This is a genomic window from Pseudomonas sp. A-RE-19 (genome assembly GCF_019956555.1).
GTDB lineage: Bacteria > Pseudomonadota > Gammaproteobacteria > Pseudomonadales > Pseudomonadaceae > Aquipseudomonas.
Genome location: NZ_JAHBDQ010000070.1, coordinates 18,111 through 43,535, shown reverse-complemented (window position 1 = coordinate 43,535; position 25,425 = coordinate 18,111). Strand labels below are relative to the sequence as shown.

The 25,425-nt window shown below is 59.7% G+C and carries 18 protein-coding genes and 1 pseudogene; 12 read left to right on the top strand and 7 right to left on the bottom strand.

What is annotated here, in order from left to right; genetic code table 11:
• Positions 1-30: 30 nt before the first annotated feature.
• Positions 31-595: pseudogene (locus KGB14_RS25635) on the top strand (methyl-accepting chemotaxis protein); the annotation flags it as partial.
• A gap of 167 nt (positions 596-762) precedes the next feature.
• Here the strand turns inward: KGB14_RS25635 and KGB14_RS25630 are convergent.
• From KGB14_RS25630 to KGB14_RS25620, 3 genes are all read right to left on the bottom strand, one after another.
• Positions 763-4,437 (bottom strand): translocation/assembly module TamB domain-containing protein, encoded by a 3,675-nt coding sequence (locus KGB14_RS25630; RefSeq protein WP_223489849.1) that lies wholly within the window; start codon positions 4,435-4,437, stop codon positions 763-765.
• Positions 4,434-6,161, bottom strand: a complete 1,728-nt coding sequence (locus KGB14_RS25625) for an autotransporter assembly complex protein TamA (protein ID WP_223489847.1) — start codon at positions 6,159-6,161, stop codon at positions 4,434-4,436. Before KGB14_RS25625 ends, KGB14_RS25630 begins: the two co-directional genes overlap by 4 nt.
• A gap of 63 nt (positions 6,162-6,224) precedes the next feature.
• Positions 6,225-6,875 carry a GNAT family N-acetyltransferase gene (locus KGB14_RS25620; protein ID WP_223489845.1) on the bottom strand — a complete coding sequence of 217 codons (651 nt, stop codon included), beginning with the start codon at positions 6,873-6,875 and terminating at the stop codon, positions 6,225-6,227.
• A 332-nt stretch (positions 6,876-7,207) separates the two neighbouring features.
• On the opposite strand from KGB14_RS25620, the gene xthA reads away from it, so the two are divergent.
• Together xthA and KGB14_RS25610 are read left to right on the top strand one after the other, a co-directional pair.
• Entirely contained in the window at positions 7,208-8,020 is an 813-nt protein-coding gene (gene xthA, locus KGB14_RS25615) for an exodeoxyribonuclease III (protein WP_223489843.1), read from the top strand.
• A 188-nt stretch (positions 8,021-8,208) separates the two neighbouring features.
• Entirely contained in the window at positions 8,209-9,549 is a 1,341-nt protein-coding gene (locus KGB14_RS25610; RefSeq protein ID WP_223489841.1) for a substrate-binding domain-containing protein, read from the top strand.
• A 138-nt stretch (positions 9,550-9,687) separates the two neighbouring features.
• Here KGB14_RS25610 and KGB14_RS25605 read toward each other — a convergent pair whose 3' ends face one another.
• Positions 9,688-10,917: an acyl-CoA dehydrogenase gene (locus KGB14_RS25605; RefSeq protein ID WP_095053146.1), complete on the bottom strand. Its 1,230-nt coding sequence runs from the start codon at positions 10,915-10,917 to the stop codon at positions 9,688-9,690.
• Between the two features lie 176 nt (positions 10,918-11,093).
• Between KGB14_RS25605 and KGB14_RS25600 the strand changes: the two genes are divergently transcribed.
• The 3 genes from KGB14_RS25600 (at position 11,094) to KGB14_RS25590 (ending at position 13,662) form a co-directional block, all read left to right on the top strand.
• Positions 11,094-12,023 (top strand): LysR family transcriptional regulator, encoded by a 930-nt coding sequence (locus KGB14_RS25600; RefSeq protein ID WP_223489839.1) that lies wholly within the window; start codon positions 11,094-11,096, stop codon positions 12,021-12,023.
• 200 nt (positions 12,024-12,223) lie between these two features.
• Positions 12,224-12,622, top strand: a complete 399-nt coding sequence (locus KGB14_RS25595) for a MerR family transcriptional regulator (RefSeq protein WP_052967733.1) — start codon at positions 12,224-12,226, stop codon at positions 12,620-12,622.
• 140 nt (positions 12,623-12,762) lie between these two features.
• The gene (locus KGB14_RS25590; protein WP_223489837.1) at positions 12,763-13,662 is read left to right on the top strand and encodes a hydroxymethylglutaryl-CoA lyase; all 900 of its coding nucleotides are present in this window, start codon (positions 12,763-12,765) and stop codon (positions 13,660-13,662) included.
• A 678-nt stretch (positions 13,663-14,340) separates the two neighbouring features.
• Here the strand turns inward: KGB14_RS25590 and KGB14_RS25585 are convergent.
• Positions 14,341-16,038, bottom strand: coding sequence for an AMP-binding protein (locus KGB14_RS25585; protein ID WP_223489834.1), 1,698 nt, complete (start codon positions 16,036-16,038; stop codon positions 14,341-14,343).
• A gap of 293 nt (positions 16,039-16,331) precedes the next feature.
• Here KGB14_RS25585 and KGB14_RS25580 point away from each other — a divergent pair, with 293 nt between their 5' ends.
• From KGB14_RS25580 to KGB14_RS25565, 4 genes are all read left to right on the top strand, one after another.
• Positions 16,332-17,495, top strand: coding sequence for an isovaleryl-CoA dehydrogenase (locus KGB14_RS25580; protein WP_223489832.1), 1,164 nt, complete (start codon positions 16,332-16,334; stop codon positions 17,493-17,495).
• A 12-nt stretch (positions 17,496-17,507) separates the two neighbouring features.
• On the top strand, positions 17,508-19,115 hold the full coding sequence (locus KGB14_RS25575) for a carboxyl transferase domain-containing protein (protein ID WP_223489830.1): 1,608 nt from the start codon (positions 17,508-17,510) through the stop codon (positions 19,113-19,115).
• Between the two features lie 126 nt (positions 19,116-19,241).
• Entirely contained in the window at positions 19,242-20,057 is an 816-nt protein-coding gene (locus KGB14_RS25570; RefSeq protein WP_223489828.1) for a gamma-carboxygeranoyl-CoA hydratase, read from the top strand.
• Complete coding sequence (locus KGB14_RS25565; RefSeq protein ID WP_223489826.1) at positions 20,057-22,012, top strand: acetyl/propionyl/methylcrotonyl-CoA carboxylase subunit alpha; 1,956 nt, start codon at positions 20,057-20,059, stop codon at positions 22,010-22,012. Before KGB14_RS25570 ends, KGB14_RS25565 begins: the two co-directional genes overlap by 1 nt.
• 39 nt (positions 22,013-22,051) lie before the next feature.
• On the opposite strand, the gene KGB14_RS25560 is transcribed toward KGB14_RS25565, so the two are convergent.
• Entirely contained in the window at positions 22,052-22,717 is a 666-nt protein-coding gene (locus KGB14_RS25560; protein ID WP_223489823.1) for a LexA family protein, read from the bottom strand.
• A 129-nt stretch (positions 22,718-22,846) separates the two neighbouring features.
• Here KGB14_RS25560 and KGB14_RS25555 point away from each other — a divergent pair, with 129 nt between their 5' ends.
• Positions 22,847-23,188, top strand: coding sequence for a DUF6124 family protein (locus KGB14_RS25555; RefSeq protein WP_223489821.1), 342 nt, complete (start codon positions 22,847-22,849; stop codon positions 23,186-23,188).
• A 483-nt stretch (positions 23,189-23,671) separates the two neighbouring features.
• Positions 23,672-24,823 carry a M14-type cytosolic carboxypeptidase gene (locus tag KGB14_RS25550; protein WP_223489818.1) on the top strand — a complete coding sequence of 384 codons (1,152 nt, stop codon included), beginning with the start codon at positions 23,672-23,674 and terminating at the stop codon, positions 24,821-24,823.
• A 67-nt stretch (positions 24,824-24,890) separates the two neighbouring features.
• On the opposite strand, the gene KGB14_RS25545 is transcribed toward KGB14_RS25550, so the two are convergent.
• Complete coding sequence (locus KGB14_RS25545; protein ID WP_223489816.1) at positions 24,891-25,337, bottom strand: winged helix-turn-helix transcriptional regulator; 447 nt, start codon at positions 25,335-25,337, stop codon at positions 24,891-24,893.
• Between the last annotated feature and the right edge of the window lie 88 nt (positions 25,338-25,425).

Below are 25,425 nucleotides of genomic sequence, written 5' to 3'. Positions count from 1 at the left end.
TGATGTCAATCGCGGCATCCGATTACCCCTCAAGCAGGCCAGTTGCTCAATGCCATTTCTGCGATGCAAGGGGGCCTGAAGCGCACCCTCACACAAATCGCCAACGCTTCGGATCAACTGGCCTCGGCCGCCGAAGAACTGTCAGCCGAGACCGAAGAAAGCACACGCGGGTTAACCCGTCAGAATGATGAAATCCAGCAGGCTGCTACGGCGGTCAACGAGATGACCGCTGCGGTTGAAGAAGTAGCACGTAACGCCGTCACCACTTCACAAGCCTCAAGCAGCGCCAGTAGCGACGCCGTTAACGGTCAGTCACAAGTAAAACAGACCGTGACAGGCATCACCCACATGGTGGCCGAAATCACCGGTTCCAACCAGGCAGTGACCGAACTGGCCGGCAATGTCCGGGAGATCAGCAAGGTGCTGGACGTGATTTGCAGCATCGCCGAGCACACCAACCTGCTGGCCTTGAATGCCGCTATCGAAGCGGCCCGTGCGGGTGAGCAAGGTCGTGGTTTTGCCGTGGTTGCCGACGAAGTTCGTGCCTTGGCCCATCGCACTCAGGCCTCCACCGTGGAAATCGAAGGCATGATCAGCACCGTGCAACGCGGAGCCGACGGGGCCGTGAACGCCATGGGCAAGAGCCTGGCACTGGCCACTCAAAGCGCCGCCGCCCCACTCCCACAAAGACCACACCGAACCGTGTGGGGGCGGGCCTGCTTACGATGGGAGCGACCCGGTCTATCTGAAAGGATCGAGGTTTTAGAAATCCCGCTTGTAGAAGATATCCAGCGAACTGGCCACGCCGCTGGCGGCTTCGAGGTAGACTTTTTTGCTCAGTTTGTAGCGCAAGGCAATGGTGTTGGCGGGTTCGAACACCCCAACCCCATAACGCAAGCTGAGTTTTTCCGAGATGTTGCCACTGGCCACCACCGCAGTGTTGGTCCCGCTGCCCTGGGTATCAAGCTGGAAGTCCTGAATCCCCAGGTCCTTGGCCAAGCCGCTGGTTACACCCGAACTGCCCATCAAGCCCAACCCGAGGGCGGCCTGGGCGAGCATGTTGTTGTCTTCACCGGTGGTGCTCAGCGGACGCCCCAGCACCAGATAGGACAACGCCTGCTCCTGACTCATCGCCGGTTCGGAAAAGATCTGCGTGGTCGGCTGCTCGGCACTGCCACTCAGGCGAATGCCGGCGATCACGTCGTCGGTCTGGCGGATCGCTTCGATGTCCAGATACGGCTGATCGATGGGGCCGGCAAACAACAGACGCGCCCGGCGCACCGTCAGCCGCTGACCGTAGGCGCGATAACGCCCGTCGTTGAGCCACAGCTCGCCTCGGGTGTCCATGTTGTCGCCAATGTGCACATGACCTTGCAGGTTGGCGGTCAGGCCGAATCCGGCAAAGCTCAGCTTGTCCTCCCCCACCACCACATCGATGTCCATCGCCATGGCCATCGGCGGTTTGCCCTCTTCGGTCTGCTGACCGACGATCACCGTGTCATCGGAGACCTTGACCGTGGACGGCGGCAGCTCACGCACGGTGATCTCGCCCTTGGGCACCAGCACCTTGCCGACAATCGCCAGTCTGTCGTCCTTCATGGAGATCTTCAGGTCCGGCGCGACTTCCAGTGCGGCGTAGGGCTCAACGGTGACCGGTAACTGCGAGCCCTTGAGCGCCAGATCCACGACCAACGCCTGGCCCCAGGCGATGTTGCCATTGAGGTTGCCCTGCCCGGTCTTTCCGCTTTTCCAGCCGCCATGCAACTGCACGGTTTCACCGGCAATCTCGGCTTGAAGTTGCAAGGCATGGAGCGCCATCGGCAGCTCAGGCCCGGAGATTTCACCGTCGCGCAGCTCAAGGTTGCCGTTGACCAGCGGCGCCAGCAACCCGCCGGAGAGCGTGCCGCTGCCGTTCAAATGCCCGGTGAGTTTTTCGACCATCGGCACAAACGGTCGCGCTACCGACAAGTCCAGACCACTGAGGCGGAATGAGCCGGTCAGCGGTTTGTTCTTCGCCAGCGGGTTGATCTGCGCCTGAAGCATCAGCTCACCGAGCTTGCCACCGACAAAGTTGAGGTCGGTGTCGATGCGTTTTGGCGTGAGTTTGCTGGTGAGTTTCAGGGTCTGGTACGGGAAGTCCAGCCATTGCTCCTTCTCGCGCATACGCAACGTGCCGCCACTGGCATCGATGCTGACCTGGCCGTTCGGGCCGCTGGCCGGTAAATCCAGTTGCAGGTCGGCATTGAGCTTGCCCTTCCAGGCGAAATCCTTCGGCAGCCATTGCGCCAGGCTGTCGATGGGGAATTGCTTGAGGTGGTAACGCAGCTTCGGCTCGGGCATCAAGCGCTGGTCTTCGCCACACAAGCTGGCCTCACCGGACATCCAGCAATGGGCGCCAACGTTGATTTTGCCATCCGCCAGTCGCTCAAGCTTCGCCGGATTTTGCAGCTTCCAGTCCTGACCGCCGGCCTGGATATCGCCACTGGCCAGACGCCCGCGCCAATTGCCCTTGTCCAGCGTGCCGTCGAGGCCAAGCGCCAGTTTCAGCTTCGGCCCCTGAAGGTCGAGGGCCAGTTTCTGGTTTTTGATATCGCCCTGGCCATTGACGGTCAACGTACCCAGCGACGTGTCGCCGGCCTGAATGCCGCTGCCCTTGAGATCGATCTTCGCCCGCTGGGCGCTGTCGAGGGTGGCGTCCAGATTCAGGCTTTGCAGATGATTGTCTTCGAACGCCAGTTGCGTGCCTTGCAGACCGAGCTTGCCTTGAGGCGCCTTGAGCGTGCCGGCGACATCGACCCGACCATTGAGTTGACCGCGCAGTTGCGGCCAGAGCTGGGCCAGACGCGGCATCTTGATGTCGATCCGGCCGGCGAGTTTCTGTTGCAGGCTGCCTTGACCGTTGATGCTGTTGTCACCGAGACGAATCTGCAACGCGCTGAGGTTCCATTGCTCGCCGCCGCCCTCGGCCTTGGCTTGCAATACGGCCGGTTGCCCGCGCAGTTTGCCTTTGAGGTCCAGGTCGGCGGTCAGGCTGAGCGCTTCGTTTTTCATCTCGCCCTTGCTGCGCAAGGAGCCAGCCAAGGTGCCCGGCAACTCCGAGAGCCAGTACGCCGGGTTGAGCGCCGAGAGGTCCAGCGCGGTATCCCAGGCGATGCCGTCGGCAAATTGCAGGTTCAGGTGCCCTTCGGCCTTGCCCTGCCCGGCTTCGAGCTTGAATTGCGGCAGATGGATTTTGCTCAGATCACCGCTGAACGGGCTGCTCAGACTGAACGCCCCGGCCGGCCCATCCAGTGCGGCTTTGAAGTTACCGATGTAGTTGCCGTCGGTATAAGAGACTTCACCGTTAAAACTGCGCAGCGCCACTTGCGGCTCGTCGATCAACGGATAGAGACGGTGCCACGGGAAATCCATCCAGTCGATTTTTGCATCAGCGCTCAGGCCTTTGCTCCAGTCCACAAGCCCGGTGAGTTTGAGGCTTTGTTTGTCGTTGGCCGTCAAGTCGAGACCGGCGATCTGCGCGCCCTTGGCGTCGACCTTGCCTTGCAGCAACAACGCGACCGGGCCAAGTTCGGCGGGTAACGTGGCTTTGCCGAGCAACTGGTAGCCATTTTTCAGGTCGCCGTCGCCGGTGAGTTCCAGTTGATTGAGTTGCAAGGTGTCCGGTAGATCGGCGCTGGGTTTGAAGCCGTCGGCGGTGATCCGCACGTTGGCCGGCAGGTTTTCCACCAGCGGTTGCAGCTCGCCGCTGAGTTGTCCGTTCAGGTAGCCGCTGCTGTCGGCTTTCAGGTTCAGGGTTTTCAGCAGGTCGCCGTCGACCTTCAAAGCCAGAGCCCAAGGCTCGGTGCCTGGCGCCGGCAAGGTCAGTTTGCCTTCGACGTTGAGCGGCCAGTTGCCGGTGGGTTGCAGCAGGCCAGACAGATTCAGGCTCAGTTCGTCACGCTGCAAGTGCACCGAGTCGATCTGCAAACCTTTGGCGGTCCAGTGCGCAGCCAATTGCAGCCCTTTGAGTTCTTCGCTGCCGTTGAATATCAGACGGCCAACCTGCACGTCACCCAATTCAATGGCCAGCGGCAACTTCAAGTCCGGCAGACGGATCGGACCGCTGCTTGGCTCTTCCACGCCGGGCGGGAACTGCAGGCTGACCTGCTCGGCCTGCAATTGCTCGATGCACAGTGTCATCCGCGTCAGGCACAGCGGCGACCAGGCGAAAATCGCTTTGCTCAGCTCAACCCGGCTGCTGTCCTGCTGCCACACCAGATGATCGGCGCTCCACTGTCCCCCCAAACGCCCCTGGAAATTCTCCACCGTCAAACCCGGCACGAACCCGAGCGCCCAACGACTGCCCGCCGGAGTACCAAGGACCGCGGCCAGTGTCAGCACGATCAGCATCAGCAGCGCCGGGATCACCAGCAGCGTTATTTTCAAACCACGCTTCACAGCTCAGGCCCCATGGAAAAGTGCAGTCGAATGCCGCCGTCGTCGTCCAGCGCATGGGCCAGGTCGAGGCGAATCGGCCCCACTGGCGAGACCCAGCGCACGCCAATACCGACACCGGTCTTGAGGTTCGGCAATTGGAGTGTGTTGAAGGAGTTGCCCTGATCGATGAAGGTTGCGACCCGCCATTTTTCGGCGATGGAGTATTGGTACTCGACGCTGCCGGCAACCATGTAACGGCCACCGATACGGTCGCCATCGGAGTTTTCCGGGGACAGGCTCTGGTAGTCGTAACCACGCACGCTCTGATCGCCACCGGCGAAGAAGCGCAAGGATGGCGGCACTGATTTGTAGCCGTTGGTGGCACTACCGCCGACCTGCACCCGACCGAGCAAACGGTGTTTATCGAAGACCGTGGTCAGGCCTTTGACCAGTGCCGTGCCGTAGACCAGATTGGTGTCCGAACCCAATCCTTCCTTGGCGACTTTGGTTTCGAATTGCAGGCGATAACCGTTGTGCGGGTCGATGCGGTTGTCGCTTTTGAGGTACGAATAACTCACGCCGGGCATCAGCAAGGTACTGAGCCCCGAGTCGTCGCCGAGTTGATATTCCTCGCGTTGCCACTTGAGGGACACCACCCGCTGCCAGCCGCTGGGCAACTTGCTGTGCCATTCGGGGCCGAGGGTCAGCAGCTTGCTCAGGGAGTCGGTGCCCGCGATTTCTTCATATTGATAGCCGGCGGCCCAGCGCAGTTTGTCGGTCAGCGGCGGGTCCAGGGGAATGTCGTAAAACACCCCGACGTTCTGCCGCGGTGCCGACAGCTCGGCTTCCCAGCCATAGCTGTCGCCTTGCGGGTTGACCCAGTGCCGGGTCCAGTTGGCCTTGATTCGCGGGCCGACGTCGGTGGAGAACCCCAGACCCAAGCCCATGGTCCGAGGCTTGCGGGTTTCGAGCTTGACCGCCACCGGAATCACATCGTCTTTGGAGGCGGTCGGCGCCGCGTCCACGCGCACGCCCTCGAAATAACCGCTCGATTGCAGCGCCTGATTGAGTTCGGCGATCAGTTCGGAGTCATAGGGCGTACCGGCCTTGAACGGCACCATGCGTTGCAGCAGGTCTTCGTCGAACGGCGTGTCGCCTTCAAAACTGACTTTGCCCAGCGCATAGCGCGGGCCGCTGTCGTAGATCAATTCGATGTCGGCGACACCGGCACGCGGGTCCACCAACAGTTTCTGGCGGGTGAAATGCCCACTGAAAAAGCCATAGCGCGAGGCTTGATTCTGGATCAGCCGCTTGGCGTCTTCATAGTGTCCGTGGTTAAGCACCGCGCCGGATTTCAGCAGGTCGCTTTGGGGTACACGAAAAGATTTGAGCGAGGCCGCCGGGCCTTCGATGCGCACCGTGACGTTGCGCAAATGGATGGGCTCGCCGGGGTCGATGTTCAGCACCAGGCGCGGCGTCTTGCCGCCCTTCACGTCGCTGTCGATGTGCGGCTGGTAATAACCCATGGCCTGGGCCGCCTTGCGCGCCTGTTCTTCGGCGCCACGACTGAAGCGCAGCAAGGCTTCTTCATCGCGATCGCCGAGGCTACCGATATAGCCCTCTATATTGGCCTTCAGTTCATCGTTGGACGGTTTGATCCGCACATCCAATTCACTTTGCGCCAGCACCGTGCAGCTGGAGATCAGCATGATCACGCCACTGGTAAATCTTCCGGAAAACTTCATAGCGCGGATGCTATCACGAGCTTGGGAGCCTGATAGAGCCTGACCTGCCGCGAAAGTTCTACTTTAAGCCGTTGCTGTTTGTAACACCTGCGGGTTGGCGTGGAAAAACACGTGCTCACGAATCGGCCCTACGGCCACTTCGCCGATTTCCTCGTAGCCCTGACGCTTATAGAACTCAAGATAACGAGGATTCCCGGTGTCGAGGATCACGCCCTGGGAGTGCTCATCGACCGCGCACCAGTTATGGACTGCTTGCAGCAATTGTTCGCCGAAGTGCTTGCCCTGAAATTGCGGATGAACGCCCAGTAATGGCAAGACGTGCACCGCGTCGGACGGCACGCACGCCATCACGGCGCCGTGGTAATCCAAGTAGCGTCGAGTGCAGCGAAAACCGGTGCTAAGTACCATCCGCAGGCGCCAGGCCCAGCTTTCGGTGATGCCCAGGCGGCGTTGCGGCGGTGCGATCAGGGCAATGCCAATCAAGCGGTCATTGACCAGCAGGCCAATGGCCGGCAAATCCTGCAGAAAGTGTTGTTTGACCAGTTCGCGCACCGTTGCCCGTACCCGCTGTTCATAACCGGGGCGTTCGGCTTCGAACAGGTAGCCGAATGTCGGCTCGTGCCGGTACGCCTGATACAACAGGGAGCGTGCTTCGCGGGAATAGCCGCTGTCGAGCATGTGAATATCGGCAATGACGGTCGAGGTTTCGGGCATAACGGTAGATCTCCCCTGGGGCGCGGCTCAGAAGGCCGCGTTCTTATTGGTACGAGCCTTTGGGTAGCTTCACAGTTCCCCTGACAGGTATAGACCAAGCCAGGATCTTCATCGACTGGGCTGACGCCTTCGCGGGCAAGCCTCGCTCCTACAAGTTTGATGTCGATCATTTAATCGTGGCTCGACGCGAACCTTGTAGGAGCGAGGCTTGCCCGCGAAGAGGCCCGATCTGCCAACACATCTCTGACAGAACACAACGAATCGCCTCACCCCAAGGCTGGCCCCATTCCTACATGTCAGCTAGCATCGCATTTTTGCCAGGACTGCCGACCATGAAGATCGTCTCCTTCAACATCAACGGGCTGCGCGCTCGCCCCCATCAGCTGGCGGCGCTGATCGAAAAGCATCAACCGGACGTGATCGGGTTGCAGGAAACCAAGGTCCATGACGATCAGTTTCCACTCGCTGAGGTCCAGGCGCTGGGTTATCACGTGCATTTCCATGGGCAAAAGGGCCACTACGGCGTCGCCCTGCTGTCGCGTCAGGCGCCGCTTGCCCTGTACAAGGGGTTTACCACTGACGAAGAAGACGCTCAGCGGCGTTTCATCTGGGGCACGTTCGCCGACGCCAATGGCGTGCCGGTGACCATCATGAACGGCTATTTCCCACAGGGCGAAAGTCGCGATCACCCCACCAAATTCCCGGCCAAGGAACGTTTTTACAGCGATTTGCAGCAGTTGCTGGAAAGCCGGTTCAGCAATGAACAGCCCGTTGTGGTGATGGGCGACGTAAATATTTCTCCGGAAGACTGCGACATCGGTATCGGCCCGGACAACATGAAACGCTGGCTGAAAACCGGCAAATGCAGTTTCCTGCCCGAGGAACGCGAATGGATGGCCCGCCTGAAGAACTGGGGCCTGGTGGACAGCTTCCGTCACCTGAACCCGGACGTTGCCGACCGTTTCAGCTGGTTCGACTACCGCAGCCGCGGTTTTGAGGATGAGCCCAAGCGCGGGCTGCGGATTGACCTGATCCTGACATCCCATGGATTGTTGCCGCGAGTGAGGGATGCCGGCGTGGATTACGATCTGCGCGGGATGGAAAAACCCTCCGATCATGCGCCGATCTGGCTTGAGTTGAGCTAATCCTACAAATCTACACAAAGCTAATGTGGAAGCGGGCTTGCTCGCGAAGGCGGTGGGTCAGTCGACATCAATGTTGAATGATCGATCGCCTTCGCGAGCAAGCCCGCTCCCACACTTGGTAACTGTCATCGTTCAGAAACCTTACTGTCTTATTCTCCCGGCACTTTCTTTGGCTTATAAGGTGCCGCATGACGCTGCGCATGTTGTTCCTGTGGATGCTCGCCACCGTGCTGCCCTTGACGGTGTCGGCCGGCGATTTGCCGACGCCCGAACGTGGCCCGGTGCTGCGCATCCAGGGCTCCAATACCATTGGCGCGGCATTGGGCCCGGCGCTGGTCGAGGGGATGATGCGCGAACAGGGCCTGCTCAAGGTTCATCGCGAAGTCCCGGACAAAGCCAATGAACAACGCATCGTCGGCGAAACCGTTCAGGGACACCGAGTCGAGGTGGAGGTCGCGGCCCATGGTTCCAGCACCGGGTTCAAAGCCCTGAAAATTGCCTCTGCCGATCTCGCGGCGTCGTCGCGTCCGATCAAGGACAGTGAACGGGCGGATCTTGAACCGCTGGGCGACCTGAAAAGCCCGGCAGCCGAGCAGGTCATCGCCATCGATGGGCTGGCAATCATCCTTCATCCGCACAATCCGCTGAAGCAACTTGACACCGTACAACTGGCGCGAATCTTCAGCGGTGAAGCGAAAACCTGGGAAGCACTCGGCGGCACCGGCGGGACGATTCATCTCTATGCGCGGGATGATCAATCGGGCACCTATGACACGTTCAAGGAACTGGTCCTCAGCCCGCATGGGAAAACGCTGAGCACCAACGCGAAACGATTCGAATCCAGCGAACAATTGTCCGACGCCGTCAGTCTGGACCCGCAAGGCATTGGCTTCATCGGTTTGCCTTATGTGCGCCAGGCCAAAGCCGTGGCCATTGTCGATGGCGACTCCCAGGCCATGCTGCCGCTCAATAGCCTGATCGCGACGGAAGATTACCCGTTGTCCCGTCGGCTGTTCTTTTACCTACCGCCAAATGGGAAAAATCCCTGGGCCCAGGCCTTGGTGAAATTCGCCCAAAGCAATAAAGGCCAGGCGATCGTCGCCGCCAATGGTTTTATCGCTCAGACCGTTCAGGCCATGGCGGTCACGCCAAATGCATTGATGCCAGAGGGTTATCAGGCGCTCAGCCGCCATGCCCAGCGGCTGACGGTGAATTTTCGCTTCGAAGAAGGCAGCGCAACACTGGACAACAAGGCCCGACAGGACTTGTCGCGGGTGCTCGACTATATAAAGCAGCACGACAAAACCAATCGACAGGTGACGCTGGCAGGGTTTGGCGACGCCAAGAGCGACCCGGCGCGGGCCGACTTGCTGTCGAAGCTGCGGGCCATGGCGGTGCGGCGAGAATTGGTGAAAAGCGGCGTGGTGTTTCGCGAGATTCGCGGTTTCGGTGCCGAAATGCCGGTGGCGGCCAACAGCGGGGATGAGGGGCGGATCAAGAATCGGCGGGTTGAGGTTTGGGTGTATTGAGTCTGATGTTGATGGGTTGAATGGGCCGACGCCATCGCGGGCAAGCCCGCTCCCACAGTTGCAGTGGTGTTCACAGATTTTGTGTACGACACGGACACTGTGGGAGCGGGCTTGCCCGCGAAGAACGATGACGCGGTGTTACTGCCCGCTGCGCATCATCTCCTTCGGCACATATTTGCCGATCTCGAACTTGCCGATCGCCGCGCGGTGCACTTCATCCGGGCCGTCGGCCAGGCGCAGGGTGCGTTGCATGGCATACATGTAGGCCAGCGGGAAATCGTTGGAAACCCCTGCCCCGCCATGGATCTGGATCGCCCGATCGATCACCCGCAATGCCACGTTCGGCGCAACGACTTTGATCTGTGCGATTTCGCTCTTCGCCACCTTGTTGCCGACGGTGTCCATCATGTACGCCGCTTTCAATGTCAGCAGTCGCGCCATGTCGATCTCCATCCGCGAGTCGGCGATTTTGTCGATGTTACCGCCCAGCCGCGCCAGGGGTTTGCCGAATGCGGTGCGGTTGACCGCACGTTTGCACATCAGCTCCAGCGCACGCTCGGCCATGCCGATCGAACGCATGCAGTGGTGAATCCGGCCCGGGCCAAGGCGACCCTGAGCAATTTCGAAGCCGCGTCCTTCACCCAACAGGACGTTTTCGTACGGCACCCGGACGTTTTCGAACAGCACTTCGGCGTGGCCGTGAGGCGCGTCGTCGTAACCGAACACCGGCAACGGACGCACAATCTTCACGCCCGGGGCATCCACCGGCACCAGAATCATCGAGTGCTGCGCATGGCGCGGTGCATCCGGGTTGCTCAGGCCCATGAAAATCAGAATCTTGCAGCGTGGATCGCAAGCACCCGACGTCCACCATTTCTTGCCGTTGATCACCCACTCGTCGCCATCACGCACGGCACGGGCGGCCATGTTGGTGGCGTCGGATGAGGCCACGTCCGGTTCGGTCATGGCGAACGCGGAACGGATCTCGCCGCGCAACAGCGGTTCGAGCCAGCGTTGTTTCTGTTCTTCATTGGCGTAACGCACCAGCACTTCCATGTTGCCAGTGTCCGGCGCGGAGCAGTTGAACGGTTCAGGGCCCAGCAGCGAGCGGCCCATGATTTCCGCCAGTGGCGCATATTCGAGGTTGGTCAGGCCGGCGCCGAGTTCGGATTCAGGCAGAAACAAATTCCACAAGCCTTCAGCTTTGGCCTTGAGTTTGAGTTCTTCCATGATCGCCGTCGGCTGCCAGCGATCACCCTCGGCGACCTGGCGTTCGAACACCGCTTCGGCGGGATAAACGTAGGTGTCCATGAACGCGGTCACGCGCTCACGCAGTTCCTGGACCTTGGGCGAATAAGCGAAATCCATGGCAGCTCTACCTTTTTAACAGAGGGTTCAGAGGAGTTGTTCAGGTCATGCAATCGATGCTAGAACAGCGTTGATAATTTACCTAGCCTATTCTCGGCGTGTATTAACATTCATCACCGATATATGATCGACTGATCGAGCTACCTTCCTAAAACAAGAGCAGAGAGCGCAGTGCAATGAATCTGAGCAAGGTCGACCTCAACCTTTTCATCGTCTTCGACGCGATCTACACCGAAGCCAACCTGACTCGCGCCGGGCAGATTGTCGGCATTACTCAACCGGCAGTCTCGAACGCTCTGGCCCGCCTGCGCGAGACCTTCAACGATCCGCTTTTCGTGCGCACCGCCCAAGGCATGGTGCCGACGCCAATGGCGCAAAACATCATCGGCCCGGTGCGTAATGCCCTCTCCCTGCTGCGGGTGTCGGTGCAGGAAAGCCGCATTTTCAACCCGTTGCAGGCGGTCAAGACCTATCGCATCAGCATGACCGACCTCACTGAGGCGGTGATCCTGCCGCCGCTGTTCCAGCGCCTGCGTCGCCTGGCGCCGACGGTGATCATCGAAAGCTTTCTGTCCAAACGTCGGGAAACCACCAAGGAACTGGCGGCCGGGCGTCTCGATTTCGCGGTGGATGCGCCGCTCAACACTGACCCGCAAGTGCGTCACGTCAAGTTGATGGAGGACCGTTACGTGTGCGCCATGCGCAAGGGGCATCCGTTGGCGGGCAAAGAGAAGTTCACCCTCGACGATTACCTGTCGCTGACCCACATCCATATTTCCAGCCGCCGCAGCGGTCTGGGCTATGTCGACCTGGCCCTGGGCAAAATGGGCATCCAGCGCAAGATCGCCCTGCGCTCTCAGCATTACCTGATGGCGTCCCAGGTGTTGCAGCAGACCGATATGGTCATGACCGTGCCGGAACGCTTCGCCCGTCGCCATGATTTGTACTCCGTGAACCTGCCGGTCAACGACGTTCCGCCGGTGGAAACTCATCTCTATTGGCATGAAAGCACCGACCAGGACCCGGCTAACCGCTGGATGCGTGAGCAGATGATCGAGTTGTGCCAACAGGTCACGGCGCATGAGAAGAAGCTCGATAAGGTGTAGGGGCCGCGGCGCCCTCATCGCGAGCAGGCTCGCTCCCACAGGGAATCTCTGTTTCACACAAATGTTGTGTTCACCGTAGAGCTACTGTGGGAGCGAGCCTGCTCGCGATGAGGCCTGCAAGCACACTGAAAATCCATGCCGCTTGACGTAAACGTCAACCTGCCATTAGCTTAGCGCCATGACCTTTTTCGAGCGCTTCCATGAGCAGCCAGACCTATAGCATTTCCGACCTCGCCCGCGAGCTCGACATCACCACCCGGGCCATTCGCTTCTATGAAGAGCAAGGCCTGCTCAGCCCCGAGCGTCGTGGCCAGGAACGCATTTATTCGCCCCGTGACAAGGTCAGCCTGAAACTGATCCTGCGGGGCAAACGCATTGGTTTTTCCCTGGCCGAATGCCGCGAACTGATCGAGCTCTATGACCCCTCCAGCGGTAACACCAAGCAATTGCACAGCATGCTGGCGAAAATCGCCGAGCGTCGGGAACAACTCGAACAGCAACTGCTGGACATCGAACAGATGAAACTGGAACTCGACACGGCCGAAGAGCGCTGTACCCAGGCGCTGGAGCAAACGATCAAGAGCCAGCAAGCGGTTTAACCATTCCATTGTGGGAGCGAGCCTGCTCGCGATGGCGGTAGCGCATTCAACACTTATGTCGACTGACCCGGCGCTATCGCGAGCAGGCTCGCTCCCACAGGGTTCTCTGAACATTCAGACAATCAACACAGGTCAACTCCATGTCCCTACCCACCCACGTACGCCTGGTCGAAGTCGGCCCCCGCGACGGCCTGCAAAACGAAGCCCAACCCATCAGCGTTGCGGACAAGGTGCAACTGGTCGACGCACTGACCGCCGCCGGCCTGGGCTATATAGAAGTCGGCAGTTTCGTCTCGCCCAAATGGGTGCCGCAAATGGCTGGCTCCGCCGAGGTCTTCGCGCAGATCCGGCGCAAGCCGGGCGTCACCTATGGCGCCCTCGCCCCCAACCTGCGGGGCTTTGAAGACGCCATCGCCGCCGGGGTCAAGGAAGTCGCCGTGTTTGCCGCAGCGTCCGAAGCGTTTTCCCAGCGCAACATCAACTGCTCGATCAGCGAGAGTCTGGAGCGGTTCGTGCCGATCATGGACGCCGCCAAGCAACACGGTGTCAGTGTGCGCGGTTACGTGTCCTGCGTGCTGGGCTGCCCTTATGAAGGTGACGTCGCACCTGCACAAGTCGCCCGGGTGGCGCGCGAGCTTTACGCCATGGGCTGCTACGAAGTCTCCCTGGGTGACACCATCGGCACCGGCACCGCCGGCGCGACCCGCAAGATGTTCGAAGTGGTGTCGGCCGATGTACCACGTGAAAAACTGGCCGGGCACTTTCACGATACCTATGGCCAGGCCATGGCCAACATCTACGCCAGCCTGCTGGAAGGCATCGCGGTGTTCGACAGCTCCATCGCCGGCCTCGGGGGCTGCCCGTACGCCAAGGGCGCCAGCGGTAACGTCGCGACCGAAGACGTGGTTTACCTGCTCAACGGCCTGGGCATCGAGACCGGAATCGACCTGGACGCCTTGATTCGAGCCGGCCAGCAGATTTGCGCGGTGTTGGGGCGCCCTACCGGCTCGCGCGTGGCCAAGGCCCGCAGCGCGCAGTGACAGTATCGATGTGTCCGGGTGTTACCGCGTGTTCTGAGACGTGGGGCGGAAACGAGTAACACGGAAACAAATTGTCGGGTTTGGGTTGGATGAAAAATCTTACTAAAAACTCAAAGCATTGAATTTAAAGGGTTTTTAAAAGTTGGCACGGCTTCTGCTATCTCTATGGCATAACAAGAATAAAAACTGCAAACCAATAAAAATAAGACGTAACGACTCTGACATAACAAGAACAACACGGCAGAGACGCAGCTAACAGATTTTTTTGGAGAAGGTGTGCTTTTCAGGGTGCTTTTCGAAGTAACCCGCAACCGGGCAGAGAACAATAAAACTACCTTCAGGTAGCTCCCGAACTGGTTGGATCGCTTGGCGAAAAAGTAGATCAGCGCTCAAAAAAATACGTTTGCTCTTGATCCCGGATGGGGATCGACAAAAACAGCGGTAAAGGGCCACGGTTGCCAAAAACAACAACAGACCGCCCCTCAATAATAAAAAAAGAGCACGTACGACAAAATTAAAGGGGAGCTTCGGCTCCCCTTTGTGCTTTATCATGTTTGCCATTTCCACTGCGCCCCCCTGTGGGAGCGAGCCTGCTCGCGATAGCGGTGGTTCAGTCGACATCTATATTGGATGTGCTGCCGTCATCGCGAGCAGGCTCGCTCCCACAAGGAATTGTGGTCAGGCGTGATTACCTCGCAGCTCCTCGATACTGATCTCGCGCATCCGAAACTTCTGGATCTTGCCAGTCACCGTCATCGGAAACTCCTCGACGAACTTGAAGTAACGCGGTGTCTTGAAGTGTGCGATGCGCTCCTTGCACCAGGCTTGCAGTTCCTGCTCGGTGGCGCTGTGGCCGGGGTGGAATTTGATCCAGGCGACGATTTCTTCGCCGTACCGGGAGCAAGGAATGCCGATCACCTGCACGTCGGCTATCGCCGGGTGGGTGAAGAAGAACTCTTCCAGTTCTCTTGGGTAAACATTCTCACCGCCGCGGATGATCATGTCTTTGTTACGCCCGGCGATGCGCACGTAGCCTTCGTCGTTCATGCTCGCCAGATCGCCGGTGTGCATCCAGCCCGCCTGATCGATAGCCTCAGCGGTGCCTTGCGGGTTATTCCAGTAGCCGAGCATCACGCTGTAACCCCGAGTGCACAGCTCGCCGATGGTGCCGCGTGGCACCAGGTTGCCCGCCTCGTCGATGATCTTGCTTTCCAGTTGCGGCTGGGTGCGGCCGACGGTGGTGACGCGCAATTCCAGCTCGTCTGACGGACCGGTCTGTAAAGACACCGGACTTGTTTCCGTCATGCCGTAGGCAATCTGCACTTCGCTCATGTGCATTTCGTTGATAACCCGGCGCATCACCTCGATGGGGCACGTTGCCCCGGCCATGATCCCGGTGCGCAGGCTCGACAAATCGAACTCGGCGCGCTGGGGCTGATCGAGCATGGCGATGAACATGGTCGGTACACCGTAAAGCGCAGTCGCCTTTTCTTCGGCGACGGCAGTCAGGGTCAGCAGCGGATCGAAGGCATCGTTGGGGTAAATCATGGTGCTGGCGTGGGTGACGCAGCCGAGGTTGCCCATGACCATGCCGAAGCAGTGATACAGCGGCACCGGAATCACCAGCCGATCATTGGCCGTCAGCCCGAGGCTTTCGCCGACCATGTAACCGTTGTTGAGAATGTTGTAGTGACTGAGGGTCGCGCCCTTGGGGAAACCGGTGGTGCCAGAGGTGTACTGGATGTTTACCGCCTGGTCGAAATACAGGCTGTCCTGGCGTTCGCGCAATTGCTCGACCGACACGCTGGCCGCCAGATCGGCCAACTGCGACCACGGCAGAAAACCCGAGGGCGGCTGCGCATCCAGGCTGACCACCCCGCGCAGTTCCGGCAGGCGTTCGCTCTGCAACTGGCCGATGGATTGCTCCGCCAATTCCGGTACCAGCCCTTGCAACATGCCATGGTAGTCGGAGGTCTTGAAGGCCCCGGCACAGACCAGCCATTGGCAACCCGATTGCTTCAACACGTATTCGAGCTCGGAGCTGCGGTAAGCCGGGTTGATGTTGACCAGAATCACACCGATTTTCGCGCTGGCAAACTGGCTGATGCACCATTGGGCGCAGTTCGGTGCCCAGATGCCGAGCCGGTCACCGGTTTGCAAGCCCAACGCCAAAAGTGCTCTGGCATGCACGTCGACGGCCTCTGACAACTGCTGCCAGGTGTAGCGCAGCTGCTGATGGCGCACGACCAGCGCCTCCCCGTTCGGGTATTGCGCGACTGTGTTATCGAACGCCTGACCGATGGTCATCGCCAGCAAGGCTTTATCCTGGGAACCACGGGTATAGCTGCGCTGCGGGCTTGCACTGGGTTGATCCATGACGACCCCTGTTGTCTTTTTTAATGGGCTGCCGACGGTCACCCGTGGGAGCGAGCCTGCTCGCGAAGCGGCCGAACATTCAACATTGATGTCGACTGATCCGACGCTTTCGCGAGCAGGCTCGCTCCCACAGGGTTGGTCCGCTTTTCTATCTTGAACTGGCTCTACTCTCGCTCAAGTTGACGTTAACGTAAAGGGTGATTGACAGCCATTCGTCACAGGCTTACGTTAACGTAAAGGTGAGAGCCGAATCACTGCCCTCCCCACCCTACAAAAATGCCAAAAGGTGCCCCATGAGCTACCCATCCCTGAACTTTGCCCTCGGTGAAACCATCGACATGCTGCGCGATCAGGTTCAGTCCTTCGTCGCCAAAGAGATCGCCCCGCGCGCCGCTCAGATCGACATCGACAACCTGTTCCCCGCCGACCTGTGGCGCAAATTCGGCGACATGGGCCTGCTCGGCATTACCGTGCCGGAAGAGTACGGCGGTGCTGGCCTGGGTTACCTGGCGCACGTCGTCGCCATGGAAGAAATCAGCCGTGGTTCGGCCTCGGTTGCGCTGTCCTACGGCGCCCACTCCAACCTCTGCGTCAACCAGATCAACCGCAACGGCACTCACGAACAGAAAAGCAAATACCTGCCGAAACTGATCAGCGGCGAGCACATCGGCGCCCTGGCCATGAGCGAACCGAATGCCGGTTCCGACGTGGTGTCGATGAAGCTGCGCGCCGACAAACGCGGCGACCATTACGTGCTCAACGGCAGCAAGACCTGGATCACCAACGGCCCTGACGCCAACACCTACGTGATCTACGCCAAGACCGACCTGGAAAAAGGCCCGCACGGCATCACCGCGTTCATCGTCGAGCGTGACTGGAAAGGCTTCAGCCGCAGCAACAAGTTCGACAAGCTCGGCATGCGCGGCTCGAATACCTGCGAGCTGTTTTTCGATGACGTCGAAGTGCCGGAAGAAAACATCCTCGGCGTGCTCAACGGCGGCGTGAAAGTGCTGATGAGCGGCCTCGATTACGAACGCGTTGTCCTGTCTGGCGGCCCGACCGGGATCATGCAGGCCTGCATGGACCTGATCGTTCCGTACATCCACGACCGCAAACAGTTCGGCCAGAGCATCGGTGAATTCCAGCTGATCCAGGGCAAAGTTGCTGACATGTACACCCAACTCAACGCCAGCCGCGCCTACCTTTATGCGGTGGCCCAAGCGTGCGAACGCGGCGAAACCGCCCGCAAGGACGCCGCCGGAGTCATCCTCTACAGCGCAGAATGCGCCACCCGAATGGCCCTCGACGCGATCCAGATTCTCGGCGGCAACGGCTACATCAACGAATTCCCGGCCGGTCGTCTGCTGCGTGACGCCAAGCTGTATGAAATCGGCGCCGGCACCAGTGAGATCCGTCGCATGCTGATCGGTCGCGAACTGTTCAACGAAACCCGCTAAACGGAGCTGTCCATGGCTATCCTGCATACCCAGCTCAACCCCCGTTCAGCGGAGTTCGCGGCCAACAGCGCGGCGATGCTCAAACAGGTCGACGCCCTGCACACCCTGCTCGCGCAAGTGCAGCAAGGTGGTGGCCCGAAGGCTCAAGAACGCCACACCTCGCGGGGCAAACTGCTGCCCCGTGAACGGATCAATCGTCTGCTCGATCCCGGCTCGCCGTTTCTCGAGATCAGCCAACTGGCCGCCTACGCGGTGTACGGCGAAGACGTTCCCGCCGCTGGCGTGATTGCCGGTATCGGCCGGGTGGAAGGCGTCGAATGCATGATCGTCGCCAACGATGCCACCGTGAAAGGTGGCTCGTATTACCCGCTGACGGTGAAAAAACACCTGCGCGCGCAAACCATCGCCCAGCAAAATCGCCTGCCCTGCATCTACCTGGTGGACTCCGGCGGCGCCAACCTGCCGCGTCAGGATGAAGTGTTCCCGGACCGCGAACACTTCGGGCGGATCTTCTTCAACCAGGCCAACATGAGCGCCATGGGCATTCCGCAGATTGCGGTGGTCATGGGCTCCTGCACCGCCGGTGGCGCCTACGTACCGGCGATGGCCGATGAAGCGATCATGGTTCGTCAGCAGGCAACGATTTTCCTCGCCGGCCCACCGCTGGTGAAGGCCGCGACGGGTGAAGTAGTCAGCGCCGAAGACCTCGGTGGGGCCGATGTGCACTGCAAGATTTCCGGTGTCGCCGACCACTACGCCGAGAGTGATGAACACGCCCTCGCATTGGCCCGACGCAGCGTTGCCAATCTCAACTGGCGCAAGCTCGGTGAACTGCAACAACGCACGCCAATCGCGCCGCTGTACAGCAGCGACGAGTTGTACGGCGTGGTCTCGGCAGATGCCAAGCAACCGTTCGACGTGCGCGAAGTGATTTCGCGACTGGTGGACGGCTCGGTGTTCGATGAGTTCAAGGCATTGTTCGGCACGACGTTGGTGTGCGGGTTTGCCCACCTGCACGGTTATCCGATCGCGATCCTCGCCAACAACGGCATCCTCTTCGCCGAAGCCGCGCAGAAAGGCGCGCACTTCATCGAACTGGCCTGCCAGCGCGGCATTCCGTTGCTGTTTCTGCAAAACATCACCGGTTTCATGGTCGGTCAGAAATACGAAGCAGGCGGCATCGCCAAGCACGGCGCGAAACTGGTCACCGCCGTGGCCTGCGCCAAAGTGCCGAAATTCACCGTGATCATCGGTGGCAGCTTCGGTGCCGGTAACTACGGCATGTGCGGTCGGGCGTACGATCCACGCTTCCTGTGGATGTGGCCGAACGCACGGATCGGCGTGATGGGGGCCGAACAGGCGGCGGGCGTGCTGGTGCAGGTCAAGCGTGAGCAGGCCGAGCGCAGTGGCCATGGTTTCAGCGCCGAGCAGGAAGCCGAGATCAAGCAACCGATTCTCGATCAGTACGAAGAACAGGGGCATCCCTACTACTCCAGCGCCCGGCTGTGGGACGACGGAGTCATCGACCCGGCGCAAACCCGCGACGTGTTGGCCCTGGCCTTGTCGGCGTCGCTGAATGCGCCTATCGAACCGAGCCGCTTCGGCGTGTTCCGGATGTGATCCGACCTTGTAGGAGCGAGGCTTACCCGCGAAGGCGTCGGCACATCCAATATAGATGTGACTGACAAACCGCTTTCGCGGGCAAGCCTCGCTCCTATCCAGAAAGAGTTGTGGAGACGGATGAATATGAGCGACTTCAACACCCTCGAACTGCTGAGCGATCCAAGGGGTTTTGCGACCTTGTGGCTCAGCCGTGAAGAAAAGAACAACGCCTTCAACGCCGAAATGATCCGCGAACTGATCCTTGCTCTGGACAAAGTGTCGAGCGATGCCAGCCTGCGCTTTCTGTTGATCCGCGGGCGCGGCAAACATTTTAGCGCCGGTGCCGATCTGGCCTGGATGCAGCAATCGGCCGAACTCGATTACCACACCAACCTCGACGACGCCCGGGAACTGGCGGAATTGATGTACAACCTCGCCAAACTGAAAGTCCCGACCGTGGCGGTGGTGCAAGGCGCGGCCTATGGTGGCGCGCTAGGCCTGATCAGCTGCTGTGACATGGCCATCGGTGCCGACGACGCGCAGTTCTGCCTGTCGGAAGTACGCATCGGCCTGGCGCCAGCGGTCATCAGCCCGTTCGTGGTGCAAGCCATCGGTGAACGCGCGGCACGCCGCTATGCCTTGACCGCCGAACGTTTCGGCGGGCAACGGGCTCGGGAAATCGGCTTGTTGTCGGAGAGCTATCCGACGGTTGAACTGGAGCAGAAAGTCGATCAGTGGATCGACAACCTGCTGCTCAACAGCCCGGCGGCCATGCGCGCCAGCAAGGATTTGCTGCGTGAAGTCGGTCATGGCGCGCTGACCCCGGCGTTGCGGCGCTACACCGAGAACGCCATCGCCCGAATCCGCGTCAGCCCCGAAGGCCAGGAAGGATTGCGCGCTTTCCTGCAAAAACGCTCGCCAGCCTGGCAAGCCGAAACCACCCTCAAGGAGCCGCGTTGATGAGCGCACCTGTTCTCACCACCCTGCTGGTGGCCAACCGCGGCGAAATCGCTTGCCGAGTGATGCGCACCGCCAAGGCCCTGGGCCTGACCACCGTGGCTGTGCACAGCGCCACAGACCGTGACGCCCGGCACAGCCGCGAAGCAGATATACGCGTCGACCTGGGCGGCAGCAAAGCCGCTGACAGTTACCTGCAAATCGACAAACTGATCGCCGCCGCGCAAGCCAGCGGCGCTCAGGCGATACATCCCGGTTATGGCTTTCTCTCGGAAAACGCCGGGTTCGCCCGCGCAATCGAAGCGGCCGGCCTGATCTTCCTCGGCCCGCCCGCCTCGGCCATTGACGCCATGGGCAGCAAGTCCGCGGCCAAAGCCTTGATGGAAACCGCCGGCGTGCCGCTGGTGCCCGGCTATCACGGCGAAGCCCAGGACCTCGACACCTTCCGCGACGCCTGCGAACGCATCGGTTATCCGGTGCTGCTCAAGGCCACGGCGGGTGGCGGCGGTAAAGGCATGAAAGTGGTCGAGGATGTCAGCCAACTGGCCGAAGCGCTGGCCTCGGCGCAGCGTGAAGCGCAATCGTCGTTCGGCGATTCGCGGATGCTGGTGGAGAAGTACCTGCTCAAGCCGCGCCATGTGGAAATCCAGGTGTTCGCCGACCAGCATGGCAATTGTCTGTACCTCAACGAACGTGATTGCTCGATCCAGCGTCGGCATCAGAAAGTCGTCGAAGAAGCACCGGCTCCAGGTCTGAGCCCGCAGGTGCGTCGCGCCATGGGTGAAGCCGCCGTGCGTTCAGCGCAGGCCATCGGTTACGTCGGTGCCGGCACCGTGGAGTTTTTGCTGGATGCGCGCGGTGAGTTCTTCTTCATGGAGATGAACACGCGCCTGCAGGTCGAACACCCGGTTACCGAAGCTATCACCGGCCTCGACCTGGTGGCCTGGCAAATCCGCGTGGCTCGCGGTGAAGCGCTGCCGATGACTCAAGACCAGGTGCCGTTGATCGGCCATGCGATCGAAGTGCGGCTGTACGCCGAAGACCCGGGCAACGACTTTCTGCCGGCCACCGGGCATCTGGCGTTGTACCGCGAATCCGCCGAAGGACCGGGACGTCGCGTGGACAGTGGCGTCGAAGAAGGCGACGAGATTTCGCCGTTCTACGACCCGATGCTCGGCAAGCTGATTGCCTGGGGCGAAGACCGTGAACAGGCGCGGTTGCGATTGCTGAGCATGCTCGATGAGTTTGCCATTGGCGGGCTGAAGACCAACATCAACTTCCTGCGCCGGATCATCGGCCACACGGCGTTTGCCGCGGCCGAACTGGATACCGGGTTCATTCCGCGTTATCAGGAACAACTGCTGCCAGAACCTGCGCCACTGAGTGATGCGTTCTGGCAAGCGGCGGCCCAGGCGTTTGCGCAAAGCCAGCCGAATACTCCGCGCGCCGATGATCCGAGTTCACCTTGGGCGATCAACAACGGCTTGCGTGCCGGACTGCCGTCAGAAATCACCCTGCATTTGAGTTGCGAAGGGCAAGACCGGGCGCTGACTTTGGGTGATGCCGACACTCATACCGCGCAGCTCAAGGGTGAATACCTGCTGACCGAACACAACGGCATGCGCCGCCAGCACCGGGCAATCCGCTGTGGCGATACGCTTTATCTGCAATGGGACGGCGAACTGCGCCGCATCGAGTCGTATGACCCGATCAGTGCCGTCGAAGCCAGTCACAGCCATCAGGGCGGGCTCACCGCGCCCATGAACGGCAGCATCGTGCGAGTGCTGGTGGAGGCCGGGCAAACGGTCGAAGCCGGGGCGCAACTGGTGGTGCTGGAAGCGATGAAGATGGAGCACAGCATTCGCGCGCCCCATGCCGGAGTGATCAAGGCGCTGTATTGCCAGGAAGGCGAAATGGTCAGCGAAGGCAGTGCGTTGGTGGAGTTGGAACAAGCGTGAAATGAAGATCGGTCCTACGCGTTGCGAGGACCGATCTGATTAGAATTTGGCAGTTGCCTGAACCACCACGCCGATGATTCGGCATTCTTCGGTGTAAAGGGCTTTCGGATATGTCGGATTGAGCGGGACCAGGTAACGCTGCCCGCCCTCTTCGATCAGTTTACGAAAAACCGCCTCGGTGCTACCGGGCCATTGGGCGATCACCAGCTTACCGGGCTCTGGCACGATGGCCGGATCCACCAGAATCAGCATGTCCTCGGCAATGCTCACACCTGTGGGTGCGGTCATCGCATCGCCAGCCACCACCAGCCAGAACGCCGCGCCCTGTGCGTGGTAATCGGACAGTTCGAAACGCGGCTTGCCGGCAGCCGATGAAGCGCCGTAGGTCGATAGCTCTCCATCGCGCACCTCCCCCGTTTCTCGCCAGTCACTGACGGGGTAGCGAAAGTACGGGTTGTACTTTTGCGTCAGAGAGACTTCCTCTTCCCGTGAGGTCTGCGGTTCCCTGATCACCATCGCGACTTCCAGATAGTCCATCCCCAGCGCCTGCAAGACACGGTTCATCTCTTGGATGCCGGGTTGACGACGTTTATTCAGCCAATGGCCGACGCCGCCCTGGGACATTCCGATGCGCTCGGCGAGTATCTCTTGAGTGACTTTGAGTTCACTCATTTTGGCCTTGACCAATTCAATCCATTTATCCATGTGCGGCACGATACGTGGGGTACTCCGACCATCAAAACACAAATTGTAGTATTTAAATTCAAGAAACAAATACAGTACGTACTAAGCTGGGCTCACGGATCTGAATCTATTACGGAGCTTGCCATCGTCATGACCCTGCCCAGCAATTCCCTGCCCGACATGCAAATCGACACCACCCTCACCTCGCCAAAAGGCTCTGCCGCCGCGCAGCGCGCGCTGGACTATTACTTGAAACCAGCTGTGTCAGAAGAGGCCAGCGAAGAACGTTTCTTCGATGTGAACCGTAGCATCAGCAGCGAAGAAGCGCTGGTCCATGCTTCGGATCTGTTGCGGTGTGCCGCCGCCACCGCGCATGAATCAGCCAACCATCTGCAGGGCACAAACCGGGATCTGGCGTTTTCGACGGTGCACATGATCGACATGGCCAAGGCGATGGTAGATCGATCCCTGGAAGGCGTCCGGCCCGAGTGAGGTGAATCGCTGGAGGAGGAAAGAAAAGACTTTCCCAATCGAGCAGATAAAAACATTTGACTTGTAAATGATAATGATTATTATTGCATGCATCTGGTCGCGAGATCAGTCGATGGACCAGGGACCTTAGGTCGGTTTCCTGGACTATCTCCTCATCAGGCTAATCACGGTTTTTGACCCGGCTTTTTGCCGGGTCTTTTTTTGCCCGTTAATCTGGCTTTGAGCTTCAGGCTAATGAAGTCTGCAGGCGCTGCGAATTCGATTGACGCGGATGATATCAAAAGAATATCTGCTGGCCAGAGAGGCCCGGCAGCATTGGGCCAAACTAACGAAAATAGCACTTGAGAATCACTCGTGCAGTCTCTAAGCTGCATCGGCGTCAAGGAGGACGCCCCCCCTTTTTATCCCCCCGCAATTTCCCCCGGTTTCTCCCTCCCTTGCGTGTAAAGTAGCAGCCATAAAAATCATATTCAGGAACCGACTATGGCCGTGGGTAAATCTTCTTTCGACATCAGCGCAAACTTTGACAGCGGCAACATCGAAGTGCTGGACATCAGCAATCCTCTGCAAGCGCTGCTGGCGATCAAGCCAGACACCCGCAGCCAGCACTTCCAGTGGTTCCATTTCAAGGCCAGCGGTCTGCACGTCGGTCAAGATCATTGGTTTCGTCTGAACAACGCCAGCAAATCCTCGTATAACAAGGCCTGGGATGGCTATCAGGCGGTGGCATCCTATGACCACGTCAACTGGTTCCGGGTGCCGACCATCTTCGAAGGCGACTGCCTGCGTTTCAGCCTCGAAGCCACCGCCACCCACGCCTGGTTCGCCTATTTCGAGCCCTACAGCCGTGGTCGGCATGACTGGCTGATCGAACAGGCGCTGACCAAAGCTGGCACTGAACTGCTGGCCACCGGCAAAAGCGTTGAAGGTCGCGACATTCAGCTGTTGCGCAAAGGTACGGGTGCCGAAGGTCAGCGCAAGGTCTGGATCATCGCCCAGCAACACCCCGGCGAACACATGGCCGAATGGTTCATGGAAGGCGTGATCGAGCGCCTGGAGAAACACGACGATCCGGTGCTGAAAAAGCTCCTGGCCAGCGCCGACCTGTACCTGGTGCCGAACATGAACCCGGACGGCGCCTTCCACGGTCATTTGCGCACCAACGCCATGGGCCAGGACCTGAACCGCGCCTGGCAGAGCGCCAGCCAGGACATCAGCCCGGAAGTGCTATTCGTTCAGCAGCAAATGGAAAAATATGGCGTCGACCTGTTCCTCGACATCCATGGCGATGAAGAAATCCCCTACGTGTTCACCGCCGGTTGCGAAGGCAACCCGGGCTATACGCCCCGTATCGAGAAACTCGAAGCGCATTTTCGCGATCATCTGAAACACCAGACCAAAGACTTCCAGACCAAACACGGCTACACCCGCGACGAGCCTGGCAAAGCCAACATGACGCTGGCCTGCAACAGCGTCGGTCAGAAGTTCGACTGCCTGTCGCTGACCCTGGAAATGCCTTTCAAGGACAACAACGACGCACCGAATGCCCTCACCGGCTGGTCCGGCAAGCGCTCGAAGCAGTTAGGCAAGGACGTACTGACGACCATCGCCGACATGGTCGATACCTTGCGCTGATCGCCCCTGAGATCAAAAGATCGCAGGCTTCGCCAACTCCTGTCGAAGGCTGCGATCTTTTGACGTTTCACTTGGCAGCAATCCGCACACAATCCTCCGGCCCCAACAAACGCCCATCTTCGGCACGCAACTCCAGCGGCCGCACCGGTCGACCGTTCTCACGATCGACAACCCGCGAATGCGCCTCCCCCGCCTCATAGAAAAACGCCTCGCCCCACTGCCGCAACCCGATGATCAATGGGAACAGGCCCTCGCCCTTCTCCGTAAGCACGTATTCCTGATACGCGCTGCCGTCCGACGCTGGCACAAGGTCGAAAATCCCGTGAGCCACCAACGTGCGCAGGCGGGCCGAGAGAATGTTTTTGGCCATGCCCAGATTGCGCTGAAACTCACCGAATCGCCGCAGGCCATCGAACGCATCGCGCACGATCAATAACGACCACCAATCACCAATCGCATCCAGTGAGCGGGCGACCGGGCACTCGGCACCTTCCATGCTTGTACGTTTAACCATGATCGCGTCCACCGGCAACAAATGTGGTTGCAATATAAAACCAGACTCCCTACCGTACAACTGGTTTTGTTTTGAAACCACAAAAGGA

Excerpts from the sequence above, each read along its gene's own strand:
- KGB14_RS25545 (WP_223489816.1), bottom strand. The coding sequence starts at position 25,337 with ATGGTTAAACGTACAAGCATGGAAGGTGCCGAGTGCCCGGTCGCCCGC.
- KGB14_RS25580 (WP_223489832.1), top strand. The coding sequence starts at position 16,332 with ATGAGCTACCCATCCCTGAACTTTGCCCTCGGTGAAACCATCGACATG.
- KGB14_RS25570 (WP_223489828.1), top strand. The coding sequence starts at position 19,242 with ATGAGCGACTTCAACACCCTCGAACTGCTGAGCGATCCAAGGGGTTTT.
- KGB14_RS25585 (WP_223489834.1), bottom strand. The coding sequence starts at position 16,038 with ATGGATCAACCCAGTGCAAGCCCGCAGCGCAGCTATACCCGTGGTTCC.
- KGB14_RS25625 (WP_223489847.1), bottom strand. The coding sequence starts at position 6,161 with ATGAAGTTTTCCGGAAGATTTACCAGTGGCGTGATCATGCTGATCTCC.
- KGB14_RS25605 (WP_095053146.1), bottom strand. The coding sequence starts at position 10,917 with ATGGATTTCGCTTATTCGCCCAAGGTCCAGGAACTGCGTGAGCGCGTG.
- xthA (WP_223489843.1), top strand. The coding sequence starts at position 7,208 with ATGAAGATCGTCTCCTTCAACATCAACGGGCTGCGCGCTCGCCCCCAT.
- KGB14_RS25620 (WP_223489845.1), bottom strand. The coding sequence starts at position 6,875 with ATGCCCGAAACCTCGACCGTCATTGCCGATATTCACATGCTCGACAGC.
- KGB14_RS25600 (WP_223489839.1), top strand. The coding sequence starts at position 11,094 with ATGAATCTGAGCAAGGTCGACCTCAACCTTTTCATCGTCTTCGACGCG.
- KGB14_RS25560 (WP_223489823.1), bottom strand. The coding sequence starts at position 22,717 with ATGGATAAATGGATTGAATTGGTCAAGGCCAAAATGAGTGAACTCAAA.
- KGB14_RS25575 (WP_223489830.1), top strand. The coding sequence starts at position 17,508 with ATGGCTATCCTGCATACCCAGCTCAACCCCCGTTCAGCGGAGTTCGCG.
- KGB14_RS25550 (WP_223489818.1), top strand. The coding sequence starts at position 23,672 with ATGGCCGTGGGTAAATCTTCTTTCGACATCAGCGCAAACTTTGACAGC.
- KGB14_RS25565 (WP_223489826.1), top strand. The coding sequence starts at position 20,057 with ATGAGCGCACCTGTTCTCACCACCCTGCTGGTGGCCAACCGCGGCGAA.
- KGB14_RS25555 (WP_223489821.1), top strand. The coding sequence starts at position 22,847 with ATGACCCTGCCCAGCAATTCCCTGCCCGACATGCAAATCGACACCACC.
- KGB14_RS25595 (WP_052967733.1), top strand. The coding sequence starts at position 12,224 with ATGAGCAGCCAGACCTATAGCATTTCCGACCTCGCCCGCGAGCTCGAC.
- KGB14_RS25610 (WP_223489841.1), top strand. The coding sequence starts at position 8,209 with ATGACGCTGCGCATGTTGTTCCTGTGGATGCTCGCCACCGTGCTGCCC.
- KGB14_RS25590 (WP_223489837.1), top strand. The coding sequence starts at position 12,763 with ATGTCCCTACCCACCCACGTACGCCTGGTCGAAGTCGGCCCCCGCGAC.